Origin of the sequence: uncultured Altererythrobacter sp., assembly GCF_913057185.1 — a bacterium.
GTDB classification, from domain to species: Bacteria; Pseudomonadota; Alphaproteobacteria; order Sphingomonadales; family Sphingomonadaceae; genus Erythrobacter; species Erythrobacter rubellus.
The window spans coordinates 208,888-223,455 of record NZ_CAJXNK010000001.1; the positions used below are offsets into that span (position 1 = coordinate 208,888).

General features: G+C 56.5%; 14 protein-coding genes. 9 read left to right on the plus strand and 5 right to left on the minus strand.

The genetic code is table 11. The annotated features are described in order from the left end of the window. The first annotated feature begins 25 nt into the window (after positions 1–25). From QZ487_RS01035 to QZ487_RS01045, 3 genes are all read left to right on the plus strand, one after another. Positions 26–718, plus strand: coding sequence for a glutathione S-transferase family protein (locus tag QZ487_RS01035; RefSeq protein WP_285975950.1), 693 nt, complete (start codon positions 26–28; stop codon positions 716–718). A gap of 81 nt (positions 719–799) precedes the next feature. Continuing rightward, positions 800–1,672, plus strand: a complete 873-nt coding sequence (locus tag QZ487_RS01040) for an S-methyl-5'-thioadenosine phosphorylase (RefSeq protein WP_296022951.1) — start codon at positions 800–802, stop codon at positions 1,670–1,672. 98 nt (positions 1,673–1,770) lie between these two features. After that, the gene (locus QZ487_RS01045) at positions 1,771–2,748 is read left to right on the plus strand and encodes a quinone oxidoreductase (RefSeq protein ID WP_296022952.1); all 978 of its coding nucleotides are present in this window, start codon (positions 1,771–1,773) and stop codon (positions 2,746–2,748) included. On the opposite strand, the gene QZ487_RS01050 is transcribed toward QZ487_RS01045, so the two are convergent. Continuing rightward, positions 2,745–3,044 (minus strand): YciI family protein, encoded by a 300-nt coding sequence (locus QZ487_RS01050; RefSeq protein WP_285975953.1) that lies wholly within the window; start codon positions 3,042–3,044, stop codon positions 2,745–2,747. The genes QZ487_RS01045 and QZ487_RS01050 overlap by 4 nt on opposite strands. Before the next feature lie 61 nt (positions 3,045–3,105). Then, a complete protein-coding gene (locus QZ487_RS01055) occupies positions 3,106–3,351 on the minus strand; it encodes a DUF6356 family protein (protein ID WP_296022957.1) in 246 nt (81 codons plus the stop codon). Between the two features lie 108 nt (positions 3,352–3,459). Between QZ487_RS01055 and QZ487_RS01060 the strand changes: the two genes are divergently transcribed. Further along, positions 3,460–3,936, plus strand: coding sequence for an Lrp/AsnC family transcriptional regulator (locus QZ487_RS01060; RefSeq protein WP_296022958.1), 477 nt, complete (start codon positions 3,460–3,462; stop codon positions 3,934–3,936). 11 nt (positions 3,937–3,947) lie between these two features. Here QZ487_RS01060 and QZ487_RS01065 read toward each other — a convergent pair whose 3' ends face one another. Next, the gene (locus QZ487_RS01065; RefSeq protein ID WP_296022960.1) at positions 3,948–5,030 is read right to left on the minus strand and encodes a putative sulfate exporter family transporter; all 1,083 of its coding nucleotides are present in this window, start codon (positions 5,028–5,030) and stop codon (positions 3,948–3,950) included. 136 nt (positions 5,031–5,166) lie between these two features. On the opposite strand from QZ487_RS01065, the gene putA reads away from it, so the two are divergent. The 4 genes from putA (at position 5,167) to QZ487_RS01085 (ending at position 10,921) form a co-directional block, all read left to right on the plus strand. Then, positions 5,167–8,289 carry a bifunctional proline dehydrogenase/L-glutamate gamma-semialdehyde dehydrogenase PutA gene (gene putA / locus QZ487_RS01070; protein ID WP_296022961.1) on the plus strand — a complete coding sequence of 1,041 codons (3,123 nt, stop codon included), beginning with the start codon at positions 5,167–5,169 and terminating at the stop codon, positions 8,287–8,289. 42 nt (positions 8,290–8,331) lie between these two features. Further along, positions 8,332–8,862 carry a hypothetical protein gene (locus QZ487_RS01075; protein WP_285975956.1) on the plus strand — a complete coding sequence of 177 codons (531 nt, stop codon included), beginning with the start codon at positions 8,332–8,334 and terminating at the stop codon, positions 8,860–8,862. Between the two features lie 234 nt (positions 8,863–9,096). Continuing rightward, positions 9,097–9,651 (plus strand): dCTP deaminase, encoded by a 555-nt coding sequence (gene dcd, locus QZ487_RS01080; RefSeq protein WP_285975957.1) that lies wholly within the window; start codon positions 9,097–9,099, stop codon positions 9,649–9,651. Between the two features lie 88 nt (positions 9,652–9,739). Beyond that, positions 9,740–10,921 (plus strand): saccharopine dehydrogenase NADP-binding domain-containing protein, encoded by a 1,182-nt coding sequence (locus tag QZ487_RS01085; RefSeq protein WP_285975958.1) that lies wholly within the window; start codon positions 9,740–9,742, stop codon positions 10,919–10,921. 61 nt (positions 10,922–10,982) lie between these two features. On the opposite strand, the gene QZ487_RS01090 is transcribed toward QZ487_RS01085, so the two are convergent. Beyond that, the gene (locus tag QZ487_RS01090) at positions 10,983–13,118 is read right to left on the minus strand and encodes a TonB-dependent receptor (RefSeq protein ID WP_296022962.1); all 2,136 of its coding nucleotides are present in this window, start codon (positions 13,116–13,118) and stop codon (positions 10,983–10,985) included. Between the two features lie 173 nt (positions 13,119–13,291). Between QZ487_RS01090 and QZ487_RS01095 the strand changes: the two genes are divergently transcribed. Then, positions 13,292–13,756: a hypothetical protein gene (locus tag QZ487_RS01095; RefSeq protein WP_296022964.1), complete on the plus strand. Its 465-nt coding sequence runs from the start codon at positions 13,292–13,294 to the stop codon at positions 13,754–13,756. 115 nt (positions 13,757–13,871) lie between these two features. Here the strand turns inward: QZ487_RS01095 and QZ487_RS01100 are convergent, their stop codons facing one another. After that, a complete protein-coding gene (locus QZ487_RS01100; protein WP_296022965.1) occupies positions 13,872–14,312 on the minus strand; it encodes a hypothetical protein in 441 nt (146 codons plus the stop codon). Positions 14,313–14,568 lie beyond the last annotated feature (256 nt).

Here is a 14,568-nt window from a genome sequence, read left to right on the forward strand (position 1 = left end):
AGTGGAGCAAGAGAGGAATTTTTCGATGGCCGATCTCGTCCTTTACGGCAGCCCCGTTTCACCCTTTGTCCGCAAGGCCGCAGCGTTTTGCATAGAGAAGGGCGTCGATTTCGAACTCGAATCGGTGAATGTGTTCGATCCGCCGGACTGGTTCCACGAGATTTCGCCTATGAAGCGCATCCCGGTGCTGCGCGACCGCTCTATCGCTGAAGAGGGCATCCCTGGCACGATCGCCGATAGCTCCGCAATCTGCGGCTATATCGAGAAAAAGCATCCGGACGTTCCGATGTACCCGGCTGAGCCTTATGCCTATGGCCGCGCACTATGGATAGAAGAGTATGCCGACAGCCATTTGGCTGCAACCGGTGGATTGGGCATTTTTCGCGCGATTGCCTTTGCCGCAATGAACGGGAAAGAGCCTGACCTCGACACAGCGCGCGCAACCTGGGCGGAAAAGATGCCGCCCATCCTGGCCTATCTTGACGGCGCATTGGGCGATGGTGAGTTCCATGCCGGAGACGCACTATCGATCGCGGACATCACAGTTACGACCTGTTTGATGCAGATCGACCTTGCTGCCAATGCCCCGCTCGATAGCTATCCCGCGCTGGCAGCGCATCAGAAGCGCATGCGCGCGCGCGAGTCGATTGCCCGTCCTTTCGCAAAGGCTGAAGCTTTCATCCGGAAAGCGGTGCCTAAACCCTTTGATATCGCCTGAGAGGCGTTTGCTAACTTTATCTTTGCCTTCGCGCGGCATAGCGCCTTAAACCATATGCCAAGGCGTGCAGGGGGAGACTAAATGACCAGCCCGTGGACAATCGGGATCATCGGCGGATCGGGGCTTTATGCCATCGAAGGGCTTGAAGACGCGCAGTGGATCGCGATCGAAAGCCCGTGGGGCAAGCCGTCTGACGAAGTGCTATGCGGGCGCATCGGGGATGTGCGCGTGCGGTTCCTTCCGCGCCACGGCCGTGGCCATCCGATCGGCCCGGACGAGCTCAATTCGCGCGCCAATATTGACGTGTTGAAGCGTGCTGGCTGCACCGATATTCTCGCGATTTCAGCGGTAGGGTCACTGCGCGAGGAAATCGAACCCGGCCGCTTTGCGATTGTCGAACAATTCATTGACCGCTCCAACCGCAAGCCGAACAGCTTTTTCGGTAGCGGTCTGGTGGCGCATGTCTCGATGGCCGATCCGGTCTGTCCGCGCTTGTCCGAAATGGCAGCAGCAGCCGTAAATGGGGCCAAGGGCAAACTTGCGACCGGTGCGACCTATCTGGCAATGGAAGGACCGCAATTCTCCACCCGAGCGGAAAGCCGGATGTACCGCGAATGGGGTGCTGATGTGATCGGCATGACCGCCATGCCTGAGGCCAAGCTCGCGCGTGAAGCCGAACTGCCTTACGCGTTGATCGGCATGGTGACAGACTATGATTGCTGGCGCGACGGCGAAGCAGTGGATGTTGGTCAGGTTGTCGCGCAAATGCAGATCAACAGCCAGATCGCGCGTGATGCAGTTGTGCGTTTCATCAATGCATTGCCAGAGGGCCGTCAGTCATCTCCGATCGATTATGCATTGGAAGATGCCGTGATTACTGCCCCCGACCAACATGATGCGAACCTGATCGCAAAGCTGGATGCGGTAGCCGGTCGTTTGCTTAGCCAGAGCTGAACTTCGACAGCGTAACACCTCATTGCAATAGCCAGTGGTCATCACCAAGCGGGTAGCGCATAGGTGCTGGGCACCTGACCTGGATTGAGAGACACCAAATGAATTTTATCAGCGCACGGATCACACAGCTGGGCGGTCCCGAAGCGATCGAATGGGTCGAGGGCGACGTGCCTTCTCCTGGCCCCGGTGAAGTCCTGATCGAACATACAGCGATAGGTCTCAATTTCATTGATACCTATCATCGCGGCGGGCTGTATCCGATTGAACTGCCCAGCGGTCTGGGGCTTGAAGCGGCCGGACGCATCATCGCGATCGGCGAAGGCGTGAGCGGCTATCACGAGGGAGATCGCGTTGCCTATATGGGGCCGGGGCTTGGTGCTTATGCCACGCACCGCGTGATGCCCGCCGATGCGATGTTCAAACTTCCTGATGACGTATCTGACGACATCGCCGCAGCAGTCATCCTGAAAGCCGCGACCACAGAGGGGCTTGTCGAGCGATGTGCCGATGTAAAGCCGGGTGACACAATACTTGTGCATGCAGCGGCGGGCGGTGTGGGCCTGATCATGGTGCAATGGCTCAAGGCCAAGGGGGTGCGCGTAATCGGCACAGTGTCTTCGGACACCAAAGAGAAGCTTGCCCGCAATGCCGGCTGTGACCTTGTGATCCGCTATGACCAGGTGGAAATCGCTCCGCTGGTGCGCGAATTCACCCATGGTGCAGGCGTGCCTGTGGTATTTGACGGAGTGGGCAAAGATACCTTTGAAGCCTCGCTCGATAGCATGAGCCCGCGCGGCTTGCTTGTCAGCTTTGGCAACGCTTCTGGCCCGGTAGACGGAGTGAACCTTGGCATATTGGCGCAGAAGGGGTCATTGTTCGTCACGCGCCCGACTTTGATGCATTACTACATGACGCCGGAAGATCGAAGCGCGGGAATCGCGCGCGTTTGGGACATGTTGGGCAGCGGGAAGGTCAAAGTCACAATAGGCCAGACTTACGCGCTGAGGGATGCGGCCCAAGCGCATATCGATCTGGAAGCGCGCCGAACCACAGGCTCGACCATTCTCAAGCCTTAATCGCTCAGATGTTTTGACCAGTCACCGAAGCGTGGTTGGAACTCGTCGGCGCGGATCGATTGCCAAACGCCAATCTCGAAATAGGGGATCGCTTCCAGTTTCTCTCGCGCCGCGGCTTCGTCCCCGGCTTTGATGACGAGCAGCGAACCAACGATTTTCTCGCCTGATACCATCGGCCCCGCAACCGCAAAATCATCGCCATGCTTGTCGAAATGGTCGAGCAAAGCCTCATAGCCATGCTCGCGGAACATTGCACTGTGTTCACCATCCCGGCAGTAAAATGCAAATAGCTTCATTCAGCCATTGTAGCGGGTTTGCAGCGCAGTGGGAGAGTTTCTTTGATCTTCCGACCTTGGATCAGATCACGAAATCGATTGGCGCGGGTAGCTTGCTGCGATTGACGACCATTTTGCCATGCAGCGTTTCGATCTGCTTGCTACCGGTTTTCACGAACAGGAACGGCAGTAAACCGTGTAGCACGCAGGCAAGCCCGCCCAGCACCATCCTGACCCCGAAGCCGGAAGCGTGAACGAGATGTTCGAAATAGGTCTCACCGACACTTTGCGGGTGATCTGTGAAAGCTTTGTGCAACGATTTGCGCATGGATGTGGTCTTTTCCTTGGAATTCGAGCGCAAACTATCACGCAATCGCGCGATTGACATCCCAAAGTCATGTGGATTTATACAGTGAATTGGGATAATTTACTGGCTATGGACAAAACTGTAGAAATTGACACTAAAGACTGGGCGATCCTTGCATTGCTTCAGCAAGACGCATCACTTTCGGTGCAAGCAATTGCTGACAAGGTCGGCCTCTCGACGAATCCCTGCTGGCGGCGCATCAAATTGCTGGAAGAGGCCGGGGTGATCACTCAGCGGGTGGCGCTGCTCAATGCGGCGAAACTAGGGTTCACCACAAGCGTATTCGTTGCCATCCGCACCCGTCGGCATGATCCCGAATGGTTGTCCGCGTTCGACATAGCAATTGCCGGGATCGATGAGATAGCCGAGTGTCACCGGATGGCAGGCGACATTGATTATATCCTGAAACTGAGGGTGCGCGATATCGCGGATTATGACCGGATCTATCAGCGTTTGATCAAACGCATTCCGGATCTGGCCGATGTCACCGCGAGCTTTTCCATGGAAGAAATGAAAAGCACGACCGCACTGCCCCGGCCAGCCTAGGCAGGCCCTTGCTAGATCAGCATAGTAGCGACGAATAGCGCCATTGCGAAGGATGCCAGCGTTGCTGTGATAACAGGCGCCATCGGCCTCCAGCCTGCTTCCAGCAAGAGCGAGAGGCGCGAACGCATTGCGGTTGCGGTCACAGCCAGCAGTAACAGGAATTTGGAAACGGCCAGCCCGTTCTCCGCAACGCCGCCCGGCATGCTGACGAAACTGTTGACGAGCACCAGTGAGAGGAAGGCGATAATAAACCACGGCATGGAGACGCGTCGCCACATCGGCTTGCGAGACTCGCCAGACGCGCCCGCTTCGCCGAGCCACAACGCCACCAGTGCAACTACCGGCGCCAGCAACGCTACCCGTGCGAGCTTGATGATCGTCGCTTGCGCACCTGCCGCGTCGGAAATCGCATAGCCACCGCCGATGGCCTGCGCGACATCATGGATCGAAGCGCCCACCAGATAGCCCGCCGCGACCTCATCCAGCCCAAGCGTCTCCGCGATCAGTGGGTAGGCCGAAAGCGCCAGGGCACTGGCAAGAGCCACCCCCACCAATGTGATCGTGAAGCGAGCCTGATCGAGCCTATCGCGCCCGATCACACTGTATAGCGCCAAGGCCGCCGACGCACCGCAGATAGCGGTGGCTCCACCCGCCAGAATCCCAGCATAGCGGCCTTGCCCCGACAGTTTCGCGCCGAGCATTCCCGCACCGAATGCGGCCGCCATGATTGCCAAAAGGCCCGCAAATGGCAGCCAGCCTATCGCACCAATCTGCATCAGCGTGACTTGCAATCCCAACAGCACGATCCCGATACGCAGGAAATGCCGCGCGGCGAAATCCAGTCCAGCGCCCAATGCAGGATGCTCTGACAGAAAATGCAGCGCCAGCCCGATCAACAGGCCCAGCAAGATCGCGGGAAAACCATAATGCTCTGCCAGCCACATCGCCGCAAGCGACGCGATCAGGCATGTCACCAATCCAGGCAATAGCACGCCCAGCGTTACGCGCGGTGGCTTCGTAACCAATTCGGCCTGATAGACTTCGCCGAACAGATCGCCTGCGAAAAGTCCTGGATCGGGTGTCTTTGAACTCATGGTTTGCGACTAGCGGTTATGCGCCCAGAACTGCAAGCTTGCAGCGCACTCGGGCGTGTTCACAAAACTTGATTACATATGAAACCGGGTCCAAGGGCGATCTCCCTAACGCCAATTTCGCAGGAGTCGCGCTGCCGTGTCCTCGCACGATCTGATTGACCGTTCTGCTATTCGTCGCGCCTATCGTGAAACGGAAGAGGTCTGTGTCAACGAACGACTCAAACAAGCTCAACCTGCCTCTGCGTTGCATGCTGAGGCAGGAGAGCTGGCCGCCAAGCTGATTACGGATGCGCGCAAGACCAAGGCGAGCGGCATCGATGCGTTCCTGCATCAATATGGGCTGGACACTGAAGAAGGCATCGCTCTGATGTGCCTTGCAGAGGCATTGCTACGCGTGCCCGATGCAGAGACTGCAGACCTCCTGATCCGCGACAAGCTGAGCGAGATAGACTGGGGTGAACATCTAGGCGAAAGCTCATCCACCTTCGTCAACGCCGCGACATTCTCGCTTATGCTAACCGGCGAAGTGCTCGATCCCCCTGAAGCGAAGCAACGCGGCATGGGCGCGACGTTGAAGCGCACGATGAACCGTCTGGGCGAGCCAGTTGTGCGCAAGGCAACGCTTCAGGCGATGAAGATCCTGGGCGGGCAATTCGTGTTTGGTCGCACCATCGACGAAGCGCTCGACCGTGCGAAGCCTGAACGCAAGATGGGGCTTACGCACAGCTTCGATATGCTGGGCGAAGCCGCCATGACCTATGCCGATGCAGGCCGCTATGCGCAGGCCTATCATCGAGCGCTTGATCGCCTCTCTAGCGAGGCTGCGGGCGGCGTTGCCAATTCGCCAGGAATTTCAGTGAAGCTCTCTGCGCTGCACCCGAAGTACAATTTCCTGCATGCAGACCAGGCGCGGACTGAACTGGTGCCGATCGTCCGCGATCTTGCGATCAAAGCGCGCGATGCCGACATTCATTTCACGATTGATGCCGAAGAAGCCGAACGGCTTGAGCTGTCGATGGATATCATCGAAGAGCTGGCATCGGACGACGCCCTTTTCCTCCGGCCCGATGGATCGCAATGGCAAGGGTTCGGCCTGGCCATCCAAGCCTATCAGAAACGCGGCGTGCCATTGTGCGATTGGGCCGCAAAGCTTGCCCGGCGCAACAACCGCCGCTTCTTTGTGCGGTTGGTCAAAGGCGCATATTGGGACACGGAAATCAAGCTGAGCCAGGTTGGCGGATATGATGATTTCCCGGTGTTCACCCGCAAGGTGGCCACCGATGTGTCCTATCTTGCCTGTGCCGCCCGCCTGTTTGAACACAGCGATGTCATCTTGCCCGCCTTTGCCACGCATAACGCGCTGACCATCGGGTCGATCAAAGCGCTGGCGGCTGGGCGTGCTTTCGAATTTCAGCGCCTGCATGGCATGGGTGAGGAAGTCTATGACGCGCTCGCAAAGGCGGAAGGCAATGATCGCACCAATGTTCGGATTTACGCGCCCGTAGGCGGGCACAAGGAACTGCTCGCATATCTGGTCCGCCGGCTTCTGGAGAACGGCGCGAACACCAGCTTCGTCAACCGCATGGCCGATGCGGACATTCCGGTCGAAGAGATGACCGGCGATCCCGTGACCGAACTTGTGGCGCTGGATCCCAAGCGCAATCCGGCGATCCCGCTGCCGGCTAACATTTTCAGCAGCCGCATTAATAGCGCGGGCGTGGATCTTGCCGATCCGCTTGTACTTGCGCCTTTGCAGGATCAGCTTGCCGCGATTGGGACAAAGCACTGGTATGCCGCGCCAACATTTGCAGGCGAAGAAGCGGGCAAAGAGGCTCCGATCAATGCACCGCAAGATTTAACGCATGAGGTCGGCACACGCCGCGATTCCACCGAGCAAGAGGTTGCCGATGCGATCACCCGTGCGCTCGATATTCAACCCGGTTGGGATGCATTGGGCGGACAGAAACGCGCGGTAATACTGGAAGCCGCGGCTGAGCTGTTCGAAGACCATACAGTAGAGTTTTTGTCGCTGTGCCAGCGTGAAGCTGGCAAGACGCTGGTCGATGCTGTGCTGGAATTGCGCGAGGCCGTTGATTTCCTGCGCTATTACGCGGTTGAAGCGCGGCGCCAGTTTTCCGGCCCGATCACTTTACCGGGGCCGACCGGAGAGGAAAACCTATTGCAGATGCATGGACGCGGCGTCTTTGCCACGATCAGCCCATGGAACTTCCCACTCGCCATCTTTATCGGTCCGGCAGCCGCCGCGCTTGCAGCAGGAAATACGGTTGTTGCCAAGCCGGCTGAACAAACCCCGTTGATCGCTGCACTTGCAGTCAGGCTCTGCCACGAGGCGGGCATGCCCGAAGAAGCATTCCAATTGCTACCCGGCGCAGGCGATGTTGGGCAAATGATCACTAGCGACCCGCGCATAGCCGGCGTTGCCTTCACCGGCTCAACCGAGACCGCCCAGGCCATCAACCGCTCGCTGGCCGCACGAGAAGGCCCGATCGCGACCTTTATCGCGGAGACCGGCGGCCAGAATGCGATGATTGTCGACAGCTCGGCCTTGCCCGAGCAAGTGGTGCGTGACGTTCTGGCCAGCGCTTTCCAGAGTGCGGGCCAACGCTGTTCGGCGCAGCGCATGCTGTACATTCAGGATGACGTGTACGACGAAATGCTGGAAATGATCCGCGGAGCATTTGATGCGCTGAATGTCGGTGATCCGGTCTTGATGCACACCGATGTCGGCCCGGTGATCGATCCCGATGCCAAAGCCGCGCTGGAACGCCACGTTGCGCGCCGCAAGAAAAGCGGTGCGAATGTGTGGCGGCACAAACTGCCGCGCGGCACCAGCAAGGGTTGTTTCGTCGCGCCAGCGATCATCGAGGTCAATTCAATCCTCGATCTCAAGCGCGAGAACTTCGGCCCAATCCTGCATGTTGCAAGGTTTGCGTCCGAAGATCTTGGCAAGGTTATCGGCGATATCAATGCGACCGGGTTTGGCCTGACACTTGGCCTGCACAGCCGCATTGCGGCAACCAAGCGTTTTATTGAACAGCGCGCGCGTGTGGGGAATTTCTACGTTAATCGCAACCAGATTGGCGCGGTGGTGGAGAGCCAGCCATTCGGCGGCGAAGGCCTGTCGGGCACGGGCCCCAAGGCAGGTGGGCCGCATTATGTGGCGCGCTTTGCCACAGAACGGGTCACTTGCGTCGACACGACCGCGGCGGGCGGCAATGCGAGCCTGCTGGCAGGCTAAACCGCCTTGCTCCTCCGCAAAGCCACGCTAAAACAGCGCGCTATGGGGCGCTACCTCTCGATCTTGCTCGCATTGCTCACATTCGGCTGGGCATCACCAGCGCTGGCTGATGTCCAGCTCAGCTTTCACAGTTTCAACGGCTCGGTGCTGTTCGGGCGGTACCCGCATGCATTCATTGTGCTGGAGGGCGAGCTTGAGAGTTCAGGCGAAGTCATCAACGAGAATTACGGGTTTACCGCCAAAACGGTCAGCACCCGGATTCTGAACGGGCCGGTGGAGCACGATATCTCTATCGAAGAGCCAAAGTACATCAGGAAGACCAACCGGCACTTCACAATCACCATAACGGACGCGCAATATCGCGAAGTCATCGCTCTCATGCGCGCCTGGCGCGATGCGCCTGGCAAATATTACGATCTCGACAAGCGCAATTGCATCCATTTCGTTGGTGAGATCGCCAAGATAATCGGCCTGAGGGTTGAGTATCCTGAAAATATGCTGCGTCGCCCGAAGAAATGGCTCAATCACGTTACCAGCCTCAATCCGCAATTGGGCGCGGAGGTAATCAATTGAGTCAACCAGCAGGTAATGGGAAGACGCCAGCGAAGCACCGACGGCCGTATTCCGGATCGGAAGCTGACACTTAAGATTGTCAGTTGCTGTCACAAATATCGCAGATTGGATGATCTTCTCTCACATAACCTTCGCCGAAGCCAACGGTCCGTTTTCAGCGCGATACGAAAGACTCCCCCAGATAAATTCGCGGCCCTGCTTGCCCCGCGCGCGGCCTTCGGGAATCACTCGGTTATGGCGATTCTTTCAGATAAATGGATTCGGGAACAGGCCCAGACAAATGGCATGATTGAGCCATTTGTAGAGGCGCAACGCCGCGAAGGCTGCATTTCCTATGGCCTTAGCTCTTTCGGCTATGACGCGCGGGTTGCACCCGAGTTCAAGATCTTCACTAACGTCAATTCGGCGACTGTTGATCCGAAGAAGTTCGATGCGGAAAGCCTGGTGGATCGCGAAACCGACGTTTGCATCATCCCGCCCAATAGTTTCGCGCTCGCGCGCACGGTCGAATACTTCCGCATTCCTGAAGATGTGCTGGTAATCTGCCTTGGAAAGAGCACCTATGCCCGCTGCGGCATCATCGTGAATGTCACGCCGCTGGAGCCCGGCTGGGAAGGTCATGTGACGCTGGAATTTTCCAACACCACGCCGCTGCCGGCCAAGATCTACGCCAACGAAGGCGCATGCCAGTTTCTATTCCTCAAAGGCAATGAACGGCCCGAAGTCACCTATGCCGATCGCGCGGGCAAATACATGGGGCAGCGCGGCGTGACCTTACCCCGCCTTTAAAATCGCGATTCCGCGGAACCGCTGTTCCGTAACGGCTTTGACTCTCTGAAGCATGGCGCGCATCAAGCCAGCTTAAAGGAGAGCAAATATGTCCAAGGACAATCGCGAATTCGATATCATCGTCTATGGAGCAACCGGTTATACTGGCCGTCTGGTCGCCGAATATCTCGATCAGCACTACGGCAACCGCGAAGATTGCCCCAGCTGGGCGATGGCCGGTCGCAGTCTGGACAAGCTGGAGGCTGTGCGCGACGAGATTGGCGCACCGGACACAACCCCGCTGGTGGTTGCCGATGCGAACGATCCGGCTAGCCTTGAGACCATGTGCAATCGCACCCGCGTGGTGCTGACAACAGTCGGCCCGTATCAGCTCTATGGCGATGCGCTGGTCGAAGCCTGTGTGAAGACCGGCACTGACTATGCGGATCTGTGCGGAGAACCAGGTTGGATGCGCGAGATGATCGACGAGCATCACGAAGCCGCCAAGGCATCTGGCGCGCGGATCTGTTTCTCAAGCGGGTTCGATTCTATCCCGTTCGACCTCGGCGTGATGATGACTCAGAAAGAAGTCGAGAAGCGTACCGGGAAACCGTCGCCGCGTATTCGCGGGCGTGTCCGCGCGATGCAGGGCACTTTCTCAGGCGGGACAGCGGCCAGCCTGACTGAGACAATGAAGGCGGTTGCGCGCAAGCCCACACTGCTTGCCGTGTTGCGTTCTTCATTCGGCCTTACTCCGGGCTTTGAAGGGCCCGAGCAGCCATCGGGCATGATTCCGCACTATGAAAAGGATTTGGACAAATGGGCCGCGCCATTCGTGATGGCACCGATCAATACCAAGAATGTCCACCGCACCAATTTTCTGGCCGGTTTCCCCTATGGTGAGGACTTCGTTTATGACGAAATGATGCTGACCAGTCCGGGCGAGGCAGGCAAGGCCGCAGCAAATGCGGTGGCGGAAATGATGAAGAACCCCTTCGGCGCAAAGCCGCCGAAGCCGGGCGAGGGGCCCAGCAAGGAAGAACGCGAGAACGGCTTCTATGATGTGCTGTTCGTGGCCGATCTGCCCGATGGCGAGACCCTGCATTTCGGCGTCAAAGGCAAGTATGATCCGGGCTATGGCTCGACCAGCCGTATGCTGACCGAAACCGGCATTGCGCTGTTATCCTGCGACAAGTCAGGTGGCGTTGGCACGCCGGGCTCATTCCTGGGCGAGGCCCTGGTTGACCGTTTACAGGAACACGCCGATCTGACGTTCGCAGTCGAGAGCTAAGCCGCAAAAGGGGGGAACGGCACGGCGCCATTCCCCCTGTTCGGATCGTTCCGTTAAAGCGTTAGAAACTGAAGCGGACGCTAGCTTTGATGTTGCGGCCAGCCAGCGGTAAGAATTCCTTCGTAAAGCTGGAATGGCGGCGGCCCGTCGTATCGAAAAGGTTTTCACCGGCAAGCTGTACCACGACATTCTGATTGTCAGAAAGCGGGCGCCAGGAGAGGAACAGATTTACAAAGGCAAAGTCGTCTGTCGGAGTTTCAAATTCGGCAACATTGTTTTGCTCACCAAACCACTGCACCTCGCTGCGAACAGTGAAAGCAGAAAAATCCGATTCAAGTGCAGCAAGCACACTTACCGGGGGGATGCGGGGTACATTACCTCCATTGTCAAGGTCTGCAGAGACATAGGATGCTCGCAAATCTGCAGTCAGATTGTAGGAGTCGTTGTCAATCAGCGGGACAACAAGATCGGCTTCGAAGCCAAAGAAGTCCGCGTCATCCTGCAGGAACTCAAACACCGGCAACTCATCTTCTTCTTCTCCTGTCGGAGAGAGATAGATGAAGTCATCGAATGATTGGTAGTAAACCGAAGCACCGAACTGCGCTGCGCCGATTCCGGCACGCGCGAACAGTTCGACACCAAGTGCACTTTCCTTGTCCAGGTTCGGATCGCCAATTTCAAAGGCTTGCGTCGCGATATGCGGACCGTCCGCGAAGAGTTCTTCGCCAGCCGGTGCGCGCTCTGCCCGAGACCCTGTGATCCCGAAGCGTGCTCCGCCTTCAGTCTCACGGACCAGCGACAACGCACCCGAGAACAGGCTGAAATCACGCTCAAGTCCGAGCGGCCCTGACTCGACATCGACTTGCTCGAAGCGGCCAGCAGCTTCGATCTGGAATCCGTCCAAATCGAATTCCTGTACAGTGAAGAGTGCAAACTGCGTTGTCTCGTTGGGCGGTACAAATGCTTCTTCTCCGACGGCAGAGAAGTCACGCGATGTGAATTGCGCTCCGATGACACCGCCAGTGGTTTGAACCAGCTCTGCACGCGCTTCGATCGTTTCTGTATCGAAGACTGTTCCGACTTCTGTGCCTTCGAACTCTATATGGGTGTAGTCAGAATAGCCACCGCGCAGCTTCAGGCGAGAGAAGAGGCCATCGCCGAGCGTGATATCGCCGCGCAAATCGACGCGAAGCTGTTCAAGGCCGATGGAGACAGTTTCTTCCTCTTCACCCTCTTCCTCTTCCACTTCGCCTTCTTCGCCGTGGTGGTGGCCGCCTTCGGGATTACCGACCAGACCATAGCTGGTGTCGTAGTAACCTACCGACGCGCCGAAAGTTGATTCGCCCACAATGAGGCCAATCCCGCCGTTTACGGTCCACGTTTCTGTCGCGCTGTTAGGTACAAAGCCGCGCTGTTCAGCAGCTTCGCGAAGCTCTTCAGCTTCTTCGAGCTCCCCTTCGTCTTCCTCTTCATCCGCATCTGCCAAAAGGTCCAAACGCAGGTCTTCGGAAAGCTGGAAACCTGGAATCTCAAGATCGTCAGTCTCACGGTATGAGCCGTCAAAGTGCACGACGAGGTTTTCGCCAATTCCGGCATCAACAGAAAGCCCGCCGCTGCGCAGCTCACTAGCTGTGTCAAACGCTGTCAGGCCTTCAATGTGCAAGCCATGCTCTGGCATAGCGACTGGCATGCGGCGATCGATCACGTTCACCACACCACCGATGGCCTGGCTGCCGTAAAGCAGCGCAGCCGGGCCGCGCAGCACTTCGACGCGCTCAACGGTCAGCGGATCAATCGACGTCGCGTGGTCGGCAGAGGTGTTGCCAACGTCAGCTGTGCCCAATCCGTCGATGAGAACGCGGACGCGTTCACCATCCAGACCGCGCAGGATCGGGCGCGATGAACCAGGGGAAAAACTGGTTGCCGAAACACCAGGCACTTTGACGAGAAGATCACCCAATTGACCCGTCAAGTCGCGCTGGATCTCCTCAACTTCGATCACGTCCTGACCAGCAATGAAGTCCAGTTCGCTTAACGCGTCGGCAGAAACGATAATGGTTCCGCGGTCATGCGGATCGGTCTCTGTGCCTTCACCAGATGCATTGTCCTGCGCATATGCCGGGGCAGACACAGCCGTCAAAGCCAGTGCAGTTGCAATTGCGCTTTGCGAAACAAGGTTCGCTTCATTGATTTTCATGGGTTTTTCCCTCGTTAGCTCTAATTGCCCAAGGTGATCCCCACCTTGTATGTAATGATGTAACATTGCGTTTAGCAAATTGTTGTCGTGGCGCAAGCAAAGAATTTGCGTTAGGCAGGCTATTCGAGTTAACTGTGTGTTCTTTTTGAACGCACCTGACTGTAGAGTGAAAAATGAAACTTCGCCAAATTACCTTTTCTGCGGGTATTATAGCCTTAATTCTATCGGGTGCGACCTCAGCACAAGAGGTCACTCAGAATCCCAGTTTTGGATCGACTAGTTTAGATGCTGGGTTCAGACCTGACCCCTACACAGTAAACTTAAGATCGGGCGGCAACATCGATGCAAAAGACTTGGGCGGAGATTGCGCCGGCTGGATTGCAGATGCCCCAGATTATCGCCTCATTTATAAAGCTGGTGCTTTGCCGTTGATCATTACCGTGGAATCCGATGTAGACACCACACTTATCATCAATACTCCGAATGGAAATTGGCTTTGCGATGATGACGGCGGTGGCGACCTTGACCCTGAGGTCAAGCTATCAAAACCTCAAAGCGGACAGTATGATATTTGGGTTGGGACGTACAACAACAGCAGCGTTGAACCTGCGATCTTGAAGTTCTCTGAGGTTGAATAGCAAGGAAGCGAAAGCTTTAACGGCTAGCCCTAGGTATATTAAAACCAAAGATTATCACACGACTTGTTTGCCCGGTCGCTCGGGCTCGTTTTCATATTCATTCCAGCATCACTGCTTATTGAACTATAAACATGTTCGTGGTGAGATCTTCAACAGAACCGCAAACCTCTGCCATTTCCTTAAAAAGAGATTGCCAACGCTCGTCAGAATTTTGCCAAGTAATGGCCTGTTCCATTGAATTTTTTGAGGTATGAACATCAATAGAAACCAATGCCCCATCCTGGTGTATCGCCGGTGCAGCTGAGTATGGATGAGGAGATGCATCTCGCTCATAAGATATCATTGTTTTAAGAAGAGAAAGTCCAATTTCCGTATTGGCGCAGGGCCAGTGGTATACGATTACGATTTGGCCGGATAAAGCTGCTGGCGCCACCCGATTAGCCGTTTCATTATGACCGGAATGTGCGTGATCTTCAGCATTCGCGACGACTGACATGCTCATACTTGCCGCTATGGCAGCTACCGCCGTGATTGCCATCTTCGGTGCTCGAACCATCTTAATTCCCTTCCAGTATTTCCGTAATCGATTAGCATGGGGTGGCCACAAATCAAAGCAAGAGATATCCCAATTTATCAAGATGAGTTGCATGTGCGGTCCTCTACACTGCCGAAGAAGCCGAGATCCTGTCTAAACCCTCAACAACTACGACACTACCTCGATGCGTACTAGCCGCCACCATGACAAAAGATTTTGCCTAGCCCTAATGTACCGCCTCACGCTAAACCCGAAGCCGGTCAACTATAGCCATTAG